The organism is Streptomyces sp. NPDC048659 (assembly GCF_040650575.1).
Classification (GTDB): domain Bacteria; phylum Actinomycetota; class Actinomycetes; order Streptomycetales; family Streptomycetaceae; genus Streptomyces.
Map to the genome: position 1 here is coordinate 38,173 of NZ_JBEZHM010000056.1, position 16,685 is coordinate 54,857.

Genomic DNA, 16,685 nt, shown 5'->3' on the forward strand with positions numbered 1-16,685 from the left:
TCCCGGACCCGCCGGCACGTGCGCACCCGACTCCTCCCGCTCCTCATCGTCCTGATGGCCGGCGTCCTGCTGGCCCTCGGCTTCCCGCTCGCCGCCGGAGTCGCCGCCTCCGAACAGCAGCGGGTGGTGGTGGACCGGCTGGACGACTCCGCCCGGTTCGCCGCGCTCGCGCAGTTCGTCGACGAGTCGGTCATCGGCCCCGACGAACGGCGGACCACCCTCAGCGGCGAACTCGCCAGCTACCACGACGTCTACGGCATCCGCGCCGGTGTCTTCTACCGCAACAACCGTGCCATGGCCGCCGCCCCCGAGGACTGGGTCGTACCGTACGAGGGGGAGAGCAGGCGCGCGTTCAACGAGGCGCTGCTGGGCCGCCGCAGCCACGACCCGCCGCAGGTCTGGCCCTGGCAGGGCGATGCCCGGCTCACCATCGCCTCCCCGGTCGTACGGGACGGGGACGTCGTCGCCGTCGTCGTCACCGACTCGCCCACCGGGCAGCTCCGCAGCCGCATCCTGCACGGCTGGCTGCTGATCTTCGCCGGCGAGTCCGCCGCCATGCTGCTCGCCGTCGGCGCCGCCTTCCGGCTCACCGGCTGGGTCCTGCGGCCCGTCCGGATCCTGGACGCCGTCACCCACGACATCGCCACCGGCCGGATGGCCTCACGCGTCGCCGCCGCCGGGGGCCCGCCCGAACTGCGCCGCCTGGCCCGCTCGTTCAACGAGATGGCCGACAACGTCGAGGACGTCCTGGAACAGCAGCGGGCCTTCGTCGCCGACGCCTCCCACCAGTTGCGCAACCCGCTCGCCGCGCTGCTGCTCCGCATCGAGCTGCTCGCCCTGGAGCTGCCCGAGGGCAATGAGGAGATCGCCTCCGTACGCACCGAGGGCAAGCGGCTCGCCCAGGTCCTCGACGACCTGCTCGGCCTGGCGCTCGCCGAGCACGCCGACGCCGACCTCAGGCTCACCGACATCGGGGCGCTCACCGCCGAGCGGGTCGCCGCCTGGCGCCCGGTCGCCGACGAGAAGGGCGTGGCGCTGCTCGCCGACACCGCCGCCGTCACCGCCTGGGCGGACCCGGTGGCACTGTCCAGCGCCCTCGACGCGGTGATCGACAACGCCCTGAAGTTCACCCCGCCCGGCGAGGACGTCGCCGTCCGCGTGGCGCTGAGCCCCGGCGGCCGGACCGTCACCGTGGAGGTCGCCGACCACGGGCCGGGCCTCACCGACGAGGAGCTGGAGCGGGTCGGCGACCGCTTCTGGCGCTCGCCCCTGCACCAGAACGTCAAGGGCTCCGGCCTCGGCCTCTCCATCGCCCGGGTGCTGCTCACCGCCGGGGGCGGCGCCGTCTCCTTCGCCCGCCACGAGCCGCACGGGCTCAAGGTGACCGTCGCCGTCCCGCGCGACGAGCCGCGCCGGGTGGCCGGGCGGCCGGCCGGTCAGGGTTTCACGGAGCGGTAGTACCGCCGGGCGCCCTCGTGCAGGGGCAGCGGCTCGGTGTAGATCGCGGTGCGCAGGTCGACGAGCTGCGCCGGGTGGACCTGCCCGCCGATCCGGTCCCGGCTGCCGATCACGGTCCGGGTCAGGCCCTCCACCAGGGCCGGGTCGGCCGCGTCGGTGGTGACCAGGATGTTCGCCACCGCGAGGGTCCGCACCGGGTTGCCGTCCTGGGCGAGGCCGTACGCGTCGGCGGGGATCACCGCCGAGCGGTAGTAGCGGGTGGACTCGCCCACGTCGTGCAGGCTGTCCACCAGCGGCTCGTCGAGCGGTACGAGGCGGACCGGCGTGCGCTCGGACAGCTTCTGCACGGCCTCGGTGGGCAGTCCGCCGGACCAGAAGAAGGCGTCGAGGCGCTTGCGCTCCAGCAGGCCCGGCATGGTGTCGATGCCCGCCGAGACCGGCCGGATGTCGAGGTCCGGGGTGACCCCGGCCGCAGCCAGCACCCGGTCGGCGATCAGCCGCACGCCGGAGCCCGGCTGCCCGACGCCCACCCGCAGCCCGCGCAGATCGGCCACCGACTGCACGGACGAGCCCTTCGGGACGACGAGCTGGACGTAGTCGTCGTAGAGCCGGGCGCAGCCGCGCAGCCGCTCGAAGCCGGGCCTGCGGTCGCGCTGGTACTGGGCCACCGCGTCCGCCGTCGCCACGGTGAAGTCCGCCTCGCCGGACGCGAGCCGCGCGAGGTTCTGCTGGGAGCCCTCGCTGTTGCGGAGCGTGATCGACACGTCCGGCAGATCGCGGTGGAGGGCTTCCTGGAGCAGCTTCCCGTACCGCTGGTACACCCCGGAGGGCACGCCGGTGCTGAAGGTGACGTGCCCGCTCGGGGGCTTCGCGCCGAACGGCGCCAGCCACCAGACCAGGGCGCCCGCCAGCACCAGCAGCGCCGCCGAGACCTTGAGGACGCGGCGGCGGGCGGTACGGGTGAGCGCGGGGAGCATGGCGCGATCCTGCCAGCTCGCTCCCCGTCCTGACCAGGGCGGACCGGGCAGGAGCGGGGAGCAAGGCAGGCCGGGGCCGGGAGCCGGGGGCCGGCCGGTACGGCGAGGTACCGGCCGGTGCCGCTCAGTAGGCGAAGCCGGACTTGCCGGTCACCGAGGTCGTCACATGGGTGATCTGGCTGCCGGGCGGCAGGGCGCTGGTCGTCGCCGTGCCGGTGGTCCCGGTGGTGCTGCCGTCGCCGAGCTGCCCGACGTCGTTGGCGCCCCAGCCGATCACCGAGCCGTCGTCGAGGGCGGCGAGGGTGAAGTTGAGGCCGCCCGCGATGTCCTGGACGCCCTTGAGCTGGTCGAGGACGACGGGGGTGGTGCGGTTGGCGTTGGTGCCGTCGCCGAGCTGCCGGTCGGTGTTCTTGCCCCAGGCGGCCACGCTGCCGTCGTCGAGGACGGCGAAGGCGGTCGCGTTGGTGGCGAAGACCGAGGCCACGGCGTCCAGGTAGGCCACGTCCACCGCCTTGTTGCTGTCGGCGGTGGAGTCGTTGCCGAGCTGGCCCTCGGCGCCCTTGCCCCAGGACTTCACCGTGTTGTCGGCGGTGAGCGCGAGCACGTACTCGCAGCCCACGGCGATGGCCTCGACGTTCTCCACGTCCGGCACCTTCTGCGGGGTCTCGCGGGTGGTGTTGTTCCCGGTGCCCAGGCGCCCGTTGTCGCCCTTGCCCCAGGTCCAGACGGTGCCGTCCTGGCGCAGCGCCACGCTGAAGTCGCAGCCGGCGCCGACGTCCTTGACCTTGTCGAGGCTCTGGACGGGGATCGGCGTCCTGTACGGGTTGGTGGTGTCCTGGCCGGTGCCGAGCTGCTTGGAGGCGTTGCTGCCCCAGGCCAGCACCCGGCCGCCCTTGACGGCGAGGACGTGGTTGAGCCCGGCGGAGACCGCGCTGACGCCGGTGAGGCCGGTGACGGTGCCGGGGAAGCTCTGGTTGACGATGGTCCCGTTGCCGAGCTGGCCGGTCTGGTTGGCGCCCCAGGACTTCACGGTGCCGTCCTTGAGGAGGGCGACGGAGAAGGCGTTGGCCGCCGCCGCGGCCCCGCCTCCGCCGCCGGAGACCTTGCGGACGTCGTCGCGGGCGATGCCGGTGACGGCGGCGGGTGTCTGCTGGGTGAGCACGGATCCGTTGCCGAGCTGCCCCTGCCCGTTCTCGCCCCAGCCGCGCACCCAGGGGTCGGTGCCGGCGGCGGAGGCGGGGGCGGGGAGGGCGGCGAGGGGGAGGGCCGCCAGGGACAGGGCGGCGAGGAGGGTGAGACGCAGGGGTGGGGTCATCTGCGTGCCTTTCTGGTGCGGGGGGTCGTCAGTAGGCGTAGCTGGTCCGCCAGGGAAGGGCGGCCGGCACGCGGGTGGTGCCGCTGCCCGGGGGCAGGGCGGTGACGGGGGTCGTGGATGCGGTGGTGGTGCCGTCGCCGAGCTGGCCGACGGTGTTGTCGCCCCAGGCGACGACGGACTCGTCGTCCAGGACGGCCACCGTGTGCTTCCAGCCCGGGGACAGGGCCCGTACGCCGCTGAGGGCGGGCACGGGCACGGGGGTGGTGCGGTCGGCGGTGGTGCCGTCGCCGAGCTGGCCGGAGGCGTTCCAGCCCCAGGCGCGGACCGTGCCGTCGTCGAGCAGGGCGAAGCTCTGGTACCAGCCGCCGTGGACGGCGGTCACCCCGGACAGGTCCTTCACGTCCACGGGGGAGGGGCTGTTCGCGGTGCTGTCGTCGCCGAGCTGGCCGTTGGCGTTGCGCCCCCATGCCTTGACCGTCCCCTCGGCCGTGAGGGCCAGGGAGTGGTGGCAGCCGGCGGACAGGGCCACGACCTCGGTGAGACCGGGCACCCGCTTGGGGGTGTTCTGGTTGTCGAGCGAGCCGATGCCGAGCTGGCCGCTCGTGTTCTGGCCCCAGGACCAGACCGTGCCGTCCTGGCGCAGGGCGAGCGCGTGACCGCAGCCCACCGCGATGTCCGTGACACGGCTCAGGCTCTGCACGGCGACGGGCCGCCCGGCGTCGGCGTTCCCGCCGTTGCCGAGCTGACCGGAGGCGCCCGCGCCCCAGGTCCACACCCGTCCGCCGCGCACGGCGGCGGCGAAGCCGTTTCCGGCGCCGATGTCCGAGACGCCGGAGAGCCCGGCCACGGCGGCGGGCTGGGCCCGGGCGGCGGTGGTCCCGTCGCCGAGCTGCCCGTTGGCGTTGGCGCCCCAGGACTCCAGGGTGCCGTCCCGCAGGAGGGCCACCGCGAAGTCCGTGGTGGCGCCGCCACCACCGGCGGCGAGCTCGCGCAGCTCGTCGCGGCGCAGCCCCCGCACGGCGGACGGCGTCTGCTGGTCGAGGGTGGCGCCGTTGCCGAGCTGACCGGAGCCGTTCAGCCCCCAGGTCCGTACCCAGGGATCGCTCGGCCCCGCGTGGGCCGACGTGCCCGGGGTGAGCAGGGCGCCCAGCGTGAGGGCGGCGCACAGGAGGGAGCGGTACGTCATGGCGTACGCACCCCGCTCAGTACGCGTACGTCGTGTTGCCGCCCAGCGAGACCGCCACGTCCTTGACCTTCGAGCCCTCGTTGAGGATCTTCACCGACTCGAAGCGGGACACGGTCGTGCCGTTGCCGAGCTGGCCCTCGCTGTTGTTGCCCCAGGCGAAGACCTCGTCCGCCGTCACCGCGACCCCGTGCCGGGCGCCCGCCGCGAGGTGCTGGACCCCTTCGAGGCGGGGGATCTCGACGGGCGCGCTGCGGTTGGTCCGGGAGATGTTGTCGGCGAAGGACTCGTCGGCCTCCAAGAGCTGCCCGTACTGGTTGTTGCCCCAGCCCCAGACGTGACTGTCGCTGGTCTTGGCGTAGTTGTGGAAGGCGCCCGCCTCGATCTCGGAGACGCCCTCCAGCCAGTCGACGTCGACGGGGACGGTGGAGGACTTGGTGCCGGAGTTGCCGAGCTGGCCGTAGAGGTTGTAGCCCCAGGACTTCACGGTGTCGTCGGCGGTCAGCGCGAGCGCGTGATAGCAGCCCGCGTCGATGGAGACGATGTTCTCCAGGCCCGACACCTGCCGGGGGACCGAGCTGGTGGCCCGGCCGCCGTTGCCGAGCTGGCCGTGGATGCCGCGGCCCCACGCGTACACCTTGCCGTTCTCCAGGAGCGCCAGGCTGAAGTCGCAGCCGGCCGAGATCTGCTTGACCTTGGGCATCCCCTGCACCCGGTCGGGGACCGTGCGGCTGTCGCCGGTGCGGTTGTTGCCGAGCTGGCCGTACGCGTTGTCGCCCCAGGAGTAGACCTGGCCGCTGGTGTCGAGCGCGAGGGCGTGCCTGCCGCCCGCCGCGATGTCCTTGACGTTGGTCAGCCGCGGCACGGTCGTGGGCACGGTCTGGTTGTCGTTCCCGCCGTTGCCGAGCTGGCCCGAGGAGTTGTGGCCCCAGGACTTCACGGTCTTGTCGGTGCGGGCGAGCACGAACGAGTCGGCGGAGGAGGTGCCGCCCGCCGACATCTGGTCGACGTCGCCGCGGAAGAGGCTGGTCACCGAGGTGGGCGACAGGCTGTCGTTCAGGGTGCCGTTGCCGAGCTGCCCGGTGCGGCCGGCGCCCCAGCTCAGCACGGTCGGATTGCCCTCGTTGGCGGCGGCCGGCGGGGCGAGGGCCGGGAGCGCGGTCAGCGCGGCGGCCCCGGCGAGGGCGGCGGCGAGGTTCCGGCCCAGCCGGCGGCGCAGCGGGGCGCGTCGGGTTCGGGACATGGGTCTGCTCTCCTTCGTGGGGGACAAACGGGAGCGCGAGGGCCCGCGGGCATGGCGTGCCAGGGGCCGGGTGGGACGGCCGGGACGGGCCGTCGGACACACCAGCAGCCTTGCCGACGGTGATCATGGGCGCGACCGGGGGGCGCCGAAACACCCGGTTGCCGGACGCCCGTTCGAGGCCGGGTCTCCGGGGGCGAAGTCACCTGTTCGGGGCGGCGTCCGAGGGACCCCGGGCGGGCGGGGGCGGCGGGCGGCCGATCGGCGGCGCCCGGTCGGGTGAGTGGCCAGCCCCGGGGCGGCGGCCCCGCGCACGCACCGCCCCGGAATCCATCCGGACGGGTACGGGACGGAGGCCGGGGCGCGCTCTCCGGCGCCGCCGCCGGACGGCCCGTCCGGAGCCGTCCGGCCGTGCTCCGCCGAAGCGGTGAGCGGGACGCGGGGCCCCGCCCGCCCCGTGTGTCCTGCGTCCGCGCCGAGCCGGGTCCGGTTAGCGTCGGAACGCGCTTGGCGATCTTGACGGCGGTCCCTGCCGTGGCCCGGGCGCCGTTCCCGCGACCCTCAATTCACCCTCGTCCCCAGGGAGTTGTGCCATGTCCTCCGCTCTCGCCGTACGGCGTGCGCTCGGCGCCGCCGTCCTCGCCGCCGCCCTCGCGCTCGCCGCCGCCCCGGCCGCCCTCGCGGCCCCGCCCGTCCCCCGCGCGGAGGAGTGCCCGCCGGACGACCAGGCGTGCAAGGACCAGCAGGCGAACGCCCAGGAGGCGAAGGAGATCGAGGAGCAGCAGCAGAAGACCAAGGAGTCGGCGGCCCAGGCCGACAAGGACATCAAGAAGGTCGGCAAGGACCTGGAGGAGTGCAAGCCCGGCTCCGCGAGCTGCATGGACACGCTCGCCAAGGGCAACGGCGAGAAGGAGGGCCTCGCCGACATGACATCCACCGTCGGTGCCTTCAAGCCCGACCCGGGCACCAACGCCGGGGACGCCGCCGCCGACACCTGCGCGGACTTCCCGGCCTCGCTGCCCGCCGGCTCCGCCGACCCGGGCCAGTCGCCGTTCCCGGTCTCGCAGCTCTGCTCGCTGCTGGGCTCCTGAGCGGAAGGGCCTCGCCTCTCCCGTACGTCCTCGCCTCTCCCGTACGTCGCCGTCCCTCCCGTACGCCCCTCGTCCCCGAAGGGAACCCCCATGCCCTCGCGCCGTCCCGCGCTGCTCTTCCTCCCCGCCCTGGCCCTCGGTCTCGCCGTGCCCCTCGCCCCGCCCGCCCACGCGGAGGAGGGGCCCGGCGAGCCGCCCGCCGCGCGGGCCGTCACCGCCGACGGGAAACCGGCGCGGATCGCCGACGTCCTGAAGCAGTGCGAGGCGGACGGCACTTCCTGCCGCTTCGTCATCGACCCCAAGAGCGGCCGGGAGTTCGCCACCGCCGTCCGCTCGCTCGGCAACGCGGTCGTCAACTGCACCGCCAGCGACATGAACGTGGACCGCACCGTCACCCTGCGCACCTCCAGCACCGACAACATCGGCGGCGAGATCTCCGGGAAGATCACCGCCGAGGGCACCGTCAGCGCCTCCGGCGAGGTCAACACCAACCTCACCAACGACCTCACCAACGAGAACAAGACGCCCAACCTCAAGGACGGGCCGACCTCCACCAACGGCACCAAGACCAGCGTCGCGGTCGGCGGCAAGGTCGCCGGCTCGCTCAGCGCCAAGCTCGCCTTCGAGGCCGCCTTCAAGGCCACGTTCTCCAAGTCCTGGACCGTCGACAACACCGAGACGACGACCTACAAGAGCACCGTGAAATCCTTCGACATGCTGGTCTTCGGGGCCAGTTCGTCGATGCGGCGGGTCGTCGGCAGGCTCCTCACCGGCTCCGGCGCCGCCATTCTCGGCATCGCCGTGGACAGCCCCTCCATGGTGAACTCCAGCACCTTCGTCGCCCAGACCTACTCCGCCCCCGAGAGCCTCTGCGGCCGCAAGCGCCCCACCCAGAACACCCAGCCCGACGGTGACAACAACACCCGCGCCCTGCCCGCCGCCCGCGCGCCCCGGGAAGTCCCCGCCCGCACCGCGCTCGCGCCGGGCGCCCGGCCGAAGGGGTCGGTCGTCCTCCACCCGACCGCTCCGGCCGGCTCCTGACGGCGCCCGCCACCCCGGCCCTCACGCCCGTCCCCGCTCCGTAGAACGTCCCGCCCTTGGCACGCACCACCCCCCCCCGAGGAGTCCGTCCCATGTCTCCCTCCCTCCGCTCCCTCGCAGCCCTCGGCGCCGCCGGACTGCTGCTCCCCACCGCGTACGGCGGACCGGCCGCCCCCGCCGCCGGGGCGCCCGCCACCCAGACCGTCACCGTCCTCAACGGCGACTTCGCCGACCCCGTCATGAAGGGCGACGGCCCCACCACCGTCGGCCTCGACTTCTGGGACGGCCAGAACCAGCGCTACTCGCCCGCCGCCTCCGGACGGACCGACAACGCCCACGGCGTCGCCCTCCAGAAGGACGGCAACACCCTCCGGCAGCGGCTGCGCGGCGTACGGGCCGGGGCCAGGGTCACCGTCTCCTACGAGGACAGCCCGGCCGTCTCCAAGGAGTGCACCGGCGAACAGGTCGTCGACGGGCAGCCCTACACCGTCGAGGGCTCCGGCGGCACGGTCCAGCCGGTGACCACGGCGGGCGACCCCGACCGGGTCAAGGGCAAGCCGGGGCCCGGCCGTTGGACCGCCCGCACCTACACCTTCACAGCCGGCGAGAACGAACCCCTGCTCACCTTCGCCTCCAAGGTCACCGACGCCAAGACCCATGTGACCTGCACCCCGATGATCGCCCGCATTCGCGCCGTCGAGGTCCCGCCCGCCGTCGACAGGACCGTGGACAAGACCGCGCTCGGCACGGCAGAGGCGTACAAGGGCAACGAGCGGGAGAAGACCCTCCACAACGCGGCGGCGGCCTGCAACGGCGAGAACGCCTGCGTCTTCCGCCCCGACACCCGCACGTCCTTCCGCTACTACGACCGCGCCCGGGTCGTCGGGGAGGCGTTCGTCAACTGCACCCGCAACACCCTCGAACACCACCGCACGCTGTCCTTCACCGAGCGCTCCTACGACAGCATCGCCCAGACCTACGCCGCCAACGGCCTGGCCCTCAACGAGGTGGCCAGGCTGCCCACTTCGGGCGACCGGACCGAGGACGAGAAGCGGATCAAGGAGCGCCCGATGGCGGGCCAGTTCTCCCTCGCGTACGAGCAAAGCTGGCAGCGGGCCTGGCAGTGGTTCAGCGGCGACCAGCGGGCCGTCGTCGAGCGAATCCAGCCCGGCGAGGTCAGCTGGGTCGAGCTCCAGCCCAGCCGCGAGCGGGTCGAGGGCTGGTTCCTGAGCAAGAAGGACGACTACCGGCTGCACGCCGTGATCGACGGCCCCTCGCGCGCCGTGCCGGACCGGCTGCTCCAGCGCACCGGCCCGATGGCCGAGTCGGAGAAGCAGCGCTGCGCCTCCAACCGGCCGATGACCACCACCCCGGTCGGCTCCGACGCCCCCGCCCACTCCTCCGACAAGGGCGTCCGGAGCGTGCCGGTGCCCGCCGCGACGAGTCCCCGGGCGTTCCGGACCGTCCCGCTCAACTGACCCCGAAGCGATCCCCGAAGCGATCCCCGAAGCGATCCCCGAAGCGATCTCCGAAGCGGTCCTCGAAGCGATCCCCGGCAGGCGGCGTCAGCGGCGCCGCCTGCTCCCGCAGCCAGCCGAGCAGCGCGGCGACCCTGGTGTCCCGCTCCGGCGGGCGGGGGCTGAGCAGCCCGTAGCCGGTGCCGTCGGCGACGAAGCCGTACGGGGCCGCCAACTGCCCCCGCACCAGGTCGTCGTGGACGAGCGCGTACGGCCCGACGGCGACGCCCACCCCGGCGACGGCGGCCTGGAGCGCCAGGTAGAAGTGCTCGAAGGTCTGGTCGGGAGCGGGAGCGGGAGCGGGAGCCGGAGCGGGAGTCCCGGGAGACTCCCGTCCCGTCAGGCGCCGCCAGTCCGCCCAGGCGGCCGGCCGGGTGCTGGTGTGCAGCAGGGGCACCGGCTCCCCGGCGGTCAGCCGCGCGGCGAGCCCGGGGTGGCAGACCGGGCCGATCCACTCGTCGAAGAGCGGCACCCGGCTCACCCCCTCGGGTACGGCGAAGTCGTCCCGCCGCACCGCCGCGTCCACCGTGTCCCGGGCGAAGGCCACCGGCCCGCCGCCCGCCGACAGGTGCACGGTCAGCTCCGGGTGCCGGGCGGCGAGGTCCGGCAGGCGCGGGATCAGCCAGCGCATCAGGAGCGTCGGCTCGCAGGACAGCGCGAGCGGCCCGCCGCGCTGCCGGCCCGAGACCTCCAGGGCCGCCGCCTCGACCAGGTCGAGCGCGTCCCGGACCGCAGCGGCGAGGCGGCGGGCCTGCGGGGTGGGGCGCAGGGAGCGCGGGCCCCGCTCGAAGAGGGGCGTGCCGAGGGCCCGCTCCAGATTCCGCACCTGGCGGCTGACGGCCCCGTGGGTGACGTGCAGCTCCTGGGCCGCCCGGGTCATGCTCGCGTGGCGCACGGTCGCCTCGAAGGGCAGGAGCGTGTTCAGCGGGGGCAGGTCGGGCCGGCTCATGTGTGAAATCTACTCACAGGCGGGGTGAGAAGGAATCGCTTGTCCAGCGGGTTCGCACGGGCCAGTGTTGATCACGTCACGTGACGCGACACACGTCCTGCGACGCCGTGCCACGTCACGCCACGCCACGGAACCCGAGCCGAGGGGCACCCCACCCGATGGAGCCGTCCACCCTGTCGTGCGTCGTCCTCGCCGACGACCTCACCAGCGCCGCCGACGGCGCCGTCCCCTTCCGCAGGGCGGGCCACCCGGCCCTGGTCCTCTTCGCGCCGCCCGCGCCCGGCGCCGAGGCCCCGGGGCCCGGCGTCACCGCCGTCGACCTGGGCACCCGGCTGCTCGCCGAGCCCGAGGCGGCCGCCCGGACCCGGGCGGCGGCCGTCGCGTACGCGGGCGCCGGCCTGCTGCTCAAGACGGTCGACTCGACCCTGCGCGGCCACGTCGCCGCCGAACTCCGCGCCGCCCTCGCGGGCTCGGGCCGCCGGGCGGCCGTCCTCGCCCCCGCCTTCCCCGCCGAGGGGCGCACGACGGTCGGGGGCGTCCAGTACGTCCGGGGGGTACGGGTCGACGAGAGCGAGTTCGCCCGCGACCCGGCCCACCCGGTCCGCACCGCCGAGCTCGCCGCGCTGCTGCCCGAGGCCGTCGCCGTCGACGCGGACCGGCTCGGACTCCTCGCCGGAGACGGGGTGTTCACGTGCTCGGCGGCCACGGACGAGGAGCTCGACGCGCTCGTCGCCGCCGTGCCCCGGCCCGACGAGGTGCTGTGGGTCGGCTCCCCGGGCCTCGCCGCCGCGCTGGCCCGCCGCCACGGCCGCGCCCCGTCCCGTACCGCCGCCCTCCCCGTATCGCCGCCCGTCCGTCGGCCGCTGGCCGTCGTCGGCAGCGCCAACCCCGCCAGCCGGCGCCAGCTCGCCGCGCTGTACGAGCGCGCGGGCGCCGCCGGGGCGGTCGCCGGGGACCCGGCGGCGGCCCTCGCCGCCCTGCGCGCCGCGGCGGCGCCCCTGCTCGCGCTGCACACCCCCGACGCGCGGGGCGCCGACCCCGCCGAGCTGACCCGCAGGATCGCCGCCGCGGCGGCCGGGGCGGTGGCCGAGGGCCTGGCCGACGGGCTCGTGCTCACCGGCGGGGAGACCGCCGCCGCCGTCCTCGGCGTCCTCGGCGCCACCGGCGTGGAGCTGCGGGACGAACCCGAACCGGGCATCGCCCGAGGCACCCTGCACGGCCCCGCCGCCCCCCGCCTCCCCGTCCTCGTCAAGGCGGGCGGCTTCGGCGACGACGGCGCCCTCGTCCGCCTCTGCGCGCTCCTGACGACGGCCGGGGACGCGCGGTGAACCGCCGCCCCGGCCCCCGCCCGCTGGCCCTCACCATGGGCGACCCGCACGGCATCGGACCCGAGATCACCGTCAGGGCCTGCGCCGACCCCGGGCGCCCCGCCCCGGTCCTCGTCATCGGCGACCCCGGCGTCCTCGCCCGCGCCTGCCGCGTCACCGGCGTCCCGCTGACCGTCCGGACGGTCGAGACTCCCGCCGAGGCCACCCGCGGCGACGCGCCGCACGGCGGGCCCGGCGGACCGGGCGTCCTGCACGTGCTCCCCGAGGGCCCCGCCCTCCCGGCCGAGCTCGCCCTCGGCACCGTGGACGCCCGCGCGGGCGCGGCCTCCTTCGCGTATGTGCGCCGGGCGATCGAGCTGGCGCTCGCCGGCGAGGTGCGCGCGATCACGACCGCGCCGATCAACAAGGAGGCCCTCGGCCTGGCCGGACTGCCCTACCCCGGCCACACCGAGATCCTGGCCGAGCTGTCCGGGACCGAGCGGTACGCCATGATGCTGGCCAACGACGAGCTGCGGACCGTCCTCGTCACCGTCCACCAGTCGCTGCGCGACGCCATCGACGCCCTCACGCCCGAGCGGGAGCTGGACATCATCCGGCTCGCCCACCGGGCCCTCGGGCCCGGCGCCCGGATCGCCGTCGCGGGACTCAACCCGCACGCGGGGGAGAACGGCCTCTTCGGCCGCGAGGACCTCGACGTCATCGCCCCCGCCGTGCGCGCCGCCCGCGCGGAGGGCATCGACGCCAGCGGGCCGCACCCCGCGGACACCGTCTTCATGCGGGCCCGCGCGGGCGAGTTCGACGTGGTCGTGGCGCAGTACCACGACCAGGGCCTGATCCCGGTGAAGTACCTGGGCCTGGAGCACGGCGTGAACATCACCCTCGGCCTGCCGTTCGTCCGCACCAGCGTCGACCACGGCACCGCGTTCGACCTGGCGGGCACCGGGACCGCCGACCCCGCCAGCCTGCTCACCGCCCTGCGGCACGCCGCCGCACTCGCCGACCGCGCGGACACCCACACCGAGGCCCGCGCGGACGCGCACGCGAAGACCCGCGCGGACACCCCGGCCGATCCCGCCGCCCACTCCTGAAGGGGGACCCCATGGACTTCATCTTCATGCTCACCCGCGCCGACCGGACCGTCACCGACTGCCTCCACGTCCTGGACTCCGTCCGCGGCCTCGGCATCACCCACATCGGCTTCAAGGACGTCGGCGTGGACCCGGCGACCCTCTCCCGCCTGCACGAGCAGATCAGGGAGCTCGGCGCCACCAGCCACCTGGAGGTCGTCTCCACCGGCCGCGCCCAGGCCCTCGACTCCGTACGCGCGGCCGCCGACCTCGGCGTCGACTGGCTGATGGGCGGGGTCTGGATCGAGGAGACCCTGGCCCTGCTCGACGGCACCCCCGTCCGCTACCTGCCCTTCGCGGGCGAGCCCCAGGGCCACCCCACCCGCCTCGCGGGCACCCCGGACCGCATCGCCGCGGACTGCCGCCGGGCCGAGGCCGCAGGCTGCGCCGGGGTCGACCTGCTCGCCCACCGGGCCACCGAGGCGGACCCGCTCGACCTGGTCCGGGCCGCCCGCGCCGCCACGGAGGGCCGGCTGGTCGTGGCCGGCTCGCTGTCCACCCCGGCCCAGGTCCACGCGCTCGCCGAGGCGGGCGCCGACGCCTTCACGGTGGGCTCCGCCGCCTTCGCGGGCGCCGTCCGCCCGGCCGCCGGAGGGCTTGCCGCGCAGCTCACGGCCCTGGTCGAGGCGAGCGGCGGCCCGAGGTAGCCGGACACTCCCGGAGCCCCCTTACCCTTGTGAGGTGACCAGCAGCAAAGACGGGACCGGAGCAGTGGCCGAGGCGGGCGTGACGCGCACCTACGAAGTACGCACCTACGGGTGCCAGATGAACGTCCACGACTCCGAGCGGCTCTCCGGCCTCCTGGAGGAGGCGGGTTACGTCAAGGCCCCGGCGGACGCCGACGGCGACGCCGACGTCGTGGTCTTCAACACCTGCGCGGTCCGCGAGAACGCCGACAACAAGCTGTACGGCAACCTCGGCCGGCTCGCCCCGCGCAAGGCCGGGCGTCCCGGGATGCAGATCGCCGTCGGCGGCTGCCTGGCGCAGAAGGACCGCGACACCATCGTCAAGAAGGCCCCCTGGGTCGACGTGGTCTTCGGCACGCACAACATCGGCAAGCTGCCCGTCCTCCTGGAGCGCGCCCGCGTCCAGGAGGAGGCTCAGGTCGAGATCGCCGAGTCGCTGGAGGCGTTCCCCTCCACGCTGCCGACCCGCCGCGAGTCCGCGTACGCCGCCTGGGTCTCGATCTCCGTCGGCTGCAACAACACCTGCACCTTCTGCATCGTCCCGGCGCTGCGCGGCAAGGAGGAGGACCGCCGCCCCGGCGACATCCTCGCCGAGGTCGAGGCGCTGGTCGCCGAGGGCGTCTCGGAGATCACCCTGCTCGGCCAGAACGTGAACGCGTACGGCTCCGACCTGGGCGACCGCGAGGCGTTCAGCAAGCTGCTGCGCGCCTGCGGCCGGATCGAGGGCCTGGAGCGCGTCCGCTTCACCTCCCCGCACCCCCGCGACTTCACCGACGACGTCATCGCCGCCATGGCCGAGACGCCGAACGTGATGCCGCAGCTGCACATGCCGATGCAGTCCGGCTCCGACACGGTCCTGAAGGCGATGCGCCGCTCGTACCGCCAGGAGCGCTTCCTCGGGATCATCGAGAAGGTGCGCGCCGCGATCCCGCACGCCGCCATCTCCACCGACATCATCGTGGGCTTCCCCGGCGAGACCGAGGAGGACTTCGAGCAGACCATGCACGCCGTCCGCGAGGCCCGCTTCGCGAACGCCTTCACCTTCCAGTACTCCAAGCGCCCCGGCACCCCCGCGGCCACCATGGAGGGGCAGATCCCCAAGGAGGTCGTCCAGGAGCGCTACATGCGCCTGGTCGCCCTCCAGGAGGAGATCTCCTGGGAGGAGAACAAGAAGCAGGTCGGCCGCACCCTGGAGGTCATGGTCGCGGAGGGCGAGGGCCGCAAGGACGGCGAGACCCGCCGCCTCTCCGGCCGCGCCCCCGACAACCGGCTCGTCCACTTCACCCAGCCGGACGAGGACGTGCGTCCGGGCGACGTGGTGACCGTCGAGATCACCTACGCCGCCCCCCACCACCTCCTCGCCGAGGGCCCGACCACCGGCGTCCGGCGCACCCGCGCGGGCGACGCCTGGGAGAAGCGCAACGCCGAGGCCGCCGCCAAGCCGGCCGGTGTACTGCTGGGGCTGCCGAAGATCGGCGTCCCGGAACCGCTGCCCGCCGCCGACGCGCCGGCCTGCGGAAGCCACTGAGGACCGGGCCGCCAGGCCACCGGGCCACGAGCAGAGGGGGCAGCATGGGACGGTGGGCCGTCATCGCCCAGTTCGGCCGCAACGAGGGGTACGTCACCGAGGTGGTCGCCCGGGTGACCGGCACCCGGGACGACGCCCGGGAGGCGCTCGTCGAGGCCGCGCGGTGGTACCGCAGGCCGCGCCGGGAGAAGCGCCGTGAGGTGTACCGCCTCCCGGACGGCGACAGCCACCTGCTGGTCCTCCAGGGCGCCGTGACCCGCCTGGAGATCACGCTGACCATCGCGGAGCTGCTCTACGCCTCCGACGACGGTCCCGACGCGCCCGAGGGCCCGGACACGGCCGCCTGGGCCGCCGGGCCCGCCGGGGGCGCGGACGGTCCGGGGCGGTCTCCCGAGGACGGGCGCCCCGCGCAGTAGGCTGCGGATCATGCTTGTCGCCGCCGCCGTGTGCCCCTGCCCCCCGCTGCTCGTGCCCGCCGTCGCGGCCGGTGCGGCGGCCGAGCTCGACGACGCGCGGTCGGCCTGCTCCGACGCGCTCTCGGTGCTCGCCGCCGCCCGCCCCGACCGGCTCGTCGTCGTCGGCCCCGCCGGGGAGGGCGCCCGGGGCGTCCACCCCGCCGGGGCGGCCGGCTCCTTCGCCGGCTTCGGCGTCGACCTGACCGTACGGCTCGGCTCCGGGCCCGGCGGGGAGCGCCCGCTGCCCGCCTCGCTCGCGGTCGCCGCCTGGCTCCTGGAGCACACCGGCTGGGCCGACGCGCCCGTCGAGGGGCTCGGTGTCGGCGAGGACACGGAGCCCGCGCGGTGCGCCGCGACGGGCCGGGAGCTCGGCGCCTCGGCGGAGCGCGTCGCCCTGCTCGTGATGGGCGACGGCAGCGCCTGCCGCACCGTGAAGGCGCCCGGCTACTACGACGAGCGCGCCGAGGGCTTCGACAGCGGGGCCGCCCACGCGCTCGGCACGGCCGACCCGGCCGCCCTGCTCGCCCTGGACCCGGACCTGGCCCGCGCGCTGCTGGCGACCGGCCGGGCCCCCTGGCAGGTGCTCGCGGGCGCCGCCGAGGGCGCGGGCCTGGAGGGCCGGCTGCTCTACGAGGACGCCCCCTACGGCGTCGGGTACGCGGTCGCCGCCTGGAGCTGAGCCGGGCCAGGGCCGCCCGGCCCGGCTCCGGACGTACGACGGCGGACGGCGGGACGGGGGTCTCGGCGGGGGCCGGCGGGGCGGTCTCGGCGCCTCCCCCGAGGAGCCGGG

At 75.1% G+C, this 16,685-nt stretch carries 15 protein-coding genes; 10 read left to right on the forward strand and 5 right to left on the reverse strand.

All coding sequences use genetic code 11. From position 1 onward, the window contains the following. The first annotated feature begins 18 nt into the window (after window positions 1-18). Window positions 19-1,458, forward strand: a complete 1,440-nt coding sequence (locus tag AB0C99_RS31880) for a HAMP domain-containing sensor histidine kinase (protein WP_362482598.1) — start codon at window positions 19-21, stop codon at window positions 1,456-1,458. On the opposite strand, the gene AB0C99_RS31885 is transcribed toward AB0C99_RS31880, so the two are convergent. The 4 genes from AB0C99_RS31885 to AB0C99_RS31900 form a co-directional block, all read right to left on the reverse strand. Continuing rightward, entirely contained in the window at window positions 1,437-2,435 is a 999-nt protein-coding gene (locus AB0C99_RS31885; protein WP_362482601.1) for a TAXI family TRAP transporter solute-binding subunit, read from the reverse strand. The genes AB0C99_RS31880 and AB0C99_RS31885 overlap by 22 nt on opposite strands. Window positions 2,436-2,559: 124 nt before the next feature. Next, entirely contained in the window at window positions 2,560-3,750 is a 1,191-nt protein-coding gene (locus AB0C99_RS31890; protein ID WP_362482604.1) for a chromosome condensation regulator RCC1, read from the reverse strand. 28 nt (window positions 3,751-3,778) lie between these two features. Then, window positions 3,779-4,936 (reverse strand): chromosome condensation regulator RCC1, encoded by a 1,158-nt coding sequence (locus AB0C99_RS31895; RefSeq protein WP_362482606.1) that lies wholly within the window; start codon window positions 4,934-4,936, stop codon window positions 3,779-3,781. A gap of 16 nt (window positions 4,937-4,952) precedes the next feature. Next, window positions 4,953-6,176 (reverse strand): sialidase, encoded by a 1,224-nt coding sequence (locus AB0C99_RS31900; RefSeq protein WP_362482608.1) that lies wholly within the window; start codon window positions 6,174-6,176, stop codon window positions 4,953-4,955. A gap of 590 nt (window positions 6,177-6,766) precedes the next feature. Between AB0C99_RS31900 and AB0C99_RS31905 the strand changes: the two genes are divergently transcribed. The 3 genes from AB0C99_RS31905 (at window position 6,767) to AB0C99_RS31915 (ending at window position 9,783) form a co-directional block, all read left to right on the forward strand. Then, the gene (locus tag AB0C99_RS31905) at window positions 6,767-7,264 is read left to right on the forward strand and encodes a hypothetical protein (RefSeq protein ID WP_362482611.1); all 498 of its coding nucleotides are present in this window, start codon (window positions 6,767-6,769) and stop codon (window positions 7,262-7,264) included. Window positions 7,265-7,354: 90 nt separating this feature from the next. Then, window positions 7,355-8,305 carry a hypothetical protein gene (locus AB0C99_RS31910; RefSeq protein ID WP_362482614.1) on the forward strand — a complete coding sequence of 317 codons (951 nt, stop codon included), beginning with the start codon at window positions 7,355-7,357 and terminating at the stop codon, window positions 8,303-8,305. Window positions 8,306-8,397: 92 nt separating this feature from the next. After that, complete coding sequence (locus tag AB0C99_RS31915) at window positions 8,398-9,783, forward strand: hypothetical protein (RefSeq protein WP_362482617.1); 1,386 nt, start codon at window positions 8,398-8,400, stop codon at window positions 9,781-9,783. On the opposite strand, the gene AB0C99_RS31920 is transcribed toward AB0C99_RS31915, so the two are convergent. Continuing rightward, window positions 9,776-10,771, reverse strand: a complete 996-nt coding sequence (locus tag AB0C99_RS31920; RefSeq protein WP_362482618.1) for a LysR substrate-binding domain-containing protein — start codon at window positions 10,769-10,771, stop codon at window positions 9,776-9,778. The two genes, AB0C99_RS31915 and AB0C99_RS31920, sit on opposite strands and share 8 nt — an antisense overlap. Window positions 10,772-10,929: 158 nt before the next feature. Here AB0C99_RS31920 and AB0C99_RS31925 point away from each other — a divergent pair, with 158 nt between their 5' ends. The 6 genes from AB0C99_RS31925 to AB0C99_RS31950 are packed head-to-tail and all read left to right on the forward strand — an operon-like array spanning window position 10,930 to window position 16,574. Continuing rightward, window positions 10,930-12,099, forward strand: coding sequence for a four-carbon acid sugar kinase family protein (locus tag AB0C99_RS31925; protein ID WP_362482621.1), 1,170 nt, complete (start codon window positions 10,930-10,932; stop codon window positions 12,097-12,099). Continuing rightward, complete coding sequence (pdxA, locus tag AB0C99_RS31930) at window positions 12,096-13,187, forward strand: 4-hydroxythreonine-4-phosphate dehydrogenase PdxA (protein ID WP_362482624.1); 1,092 nt, start codon at window positions 12,096-12,098, stop codon at window positions 13,185-13,187. The genes AB0C99_RS31925 and pdxA overlap by 4 nt, the downstream gene beginning before the upstream one ends. Window positions 13,188-13,198: 11 nt before the next feature. Continuing rightward, a complete protein-coding gene (locus tag AB0C99_RS31935) occupies window positions 13,199-13,873 on the forward strand; it encodes a HisA/HisF-related TIM barrel protein (protein ID WP_362482627.1) in 675 nt (224 codons plus the stop codon). 34 nt (window positions 13,874-13,907) lie between these two features. Continuing rightward, window positions 13,908-15,440, forward strand: coding sequence for a tRNA (N6-isopentenyl adenosine(37)-C2)-methylthiotransferase MiaB (gene miaB / locus AB0C99_RS31940; RefSeq protein ID WP_362482629.1), 1,533 nt, complete (start codon window positions 13,908-13,910; stop codon window positions 15,438-15,440). A gap of 44 nt (window positions 15,441-15,484) precedes the next feature. Then, a complete protein-coding gene (locus tag AB0C99_RS31945; RefSeq protein WP_362482631.1) occupies window positions 15,485-15,856 on the forward strand; it encodes a hypothetical protein in 372 nt (123 codons plus the stop codon). A gap of 10 nt (window positions 15,857-15,866) precedes the next feature. After that, on the forward strand, window positions 15,867-16,574 hold the full coding sequence (locus tag AB0C99_RS31950) for a class III extradiol dioxygenase subunit B-like domain-containing protein (RefSeq protein WP_362482634.1): 708 nt from the start codon (window positions 15,867-15,869) through the stop codon (window positions 16,572-16,574). The last annotated feature ends 111 nt before the right edge of the window (window positions 16,575-16,685 follow it).

What these genes read in the sequence shown, in the direction of transcription:
- AB0C99_RS31885 (WP_362482601.1), bottom strand. Translation starts at nt 2,435, where the DNA reads ATGCTCCCCGCGCTCACCCGTACCGCCCGCCGCCGCGTCCTCAAGGTC.
- AB0C99_RS31890 (WP_362482604.1), bottom strand. Translation starts at nt 3,750, where the DNA reads ATGACCCCACCCCTGCGTCTCACCCTCCTCGCCGCCCTGTCCCTGGCG.
- AB0C99_RS31895 (WP_362482606.1), bottom strand. Translation starts at nt 4,936, where the DNA reads ATGACGTACCGCTCCCTCCTGTGCGCCGCCCTCACGCTGGGCGCCCTG.
- AB0C99_RS31900 (WP_362482608.1), bottom strand. Translation starts at nt 6,176, where the DNA reads ATGTCCCGAACCCGACGCGCCCCGCTGCGCCGCCGGCTGGGCCGGAAC.
- AB0C99_RS31905 (WP_362482611.1), top strand. Translation starts at nt 6,767, where the DNA reads ATGTCCTCCGCTCTCGCCGTACGGCGTGCGCTCGGCGCCGCCGTCCTC.
- AB0C99_RS31910 (WP_362482614.1), top strand. Translation starts at nt 7,355, where the DNA reads ATGCCCTCGCGCCGTCCCGCGCTGCTCTTCCTCCCCGCCCTGGCCCTC.
- AB0C99_RS31915 (WP_362482617.1), top strand. Translation starts at nt 8,398, where the DNA reads ATGTCTCCCTCCCTCCGCTCCCTCGCAGCCCTCGGCGCCGCCGGACTG.
- AB0C99_RS31920 (WP_362482618.1), bottom strand. Translation starts at nt 10,771, where the DNA reads ATGAGCCGGCCCGACCTGCCCCCGCTGAACACGCTCCTGCCCTTCGAG.
- AB0C99_RS31925 (WP_362482621.1), top strand. Translation starts at nt 10,930, where the DNA reads ATGGAGCCGTCCACCCTGTCGTGCGTCGTCCTCGCCGACGACCTCACC.
- AB0C99_RS31935 (WP_362482627.1), top strand. Translation starts at nt 13,199, where the DNA reads ATGGACTTCATCTTCATGCTCACCCGCGCCGACCGGACCGTCACCGAC.
- AB0C99_RS31945 (WP_362482631.1), top strand. Translation starts at nt 15,485, where the DNA reads ATGGGACGGTGGGCCGTCATCGCCCAGTTCGGCCGCAACGAGGGGTAC.
- AB0C99_RS31950 (WP_362482634.1), top strand. Translation starts at nt 15,867, where the DNA reads ATGCTTGTCGCCGCCGCCGTGTGCCCCTGCCCCCCGCTGCTCGTGCCC.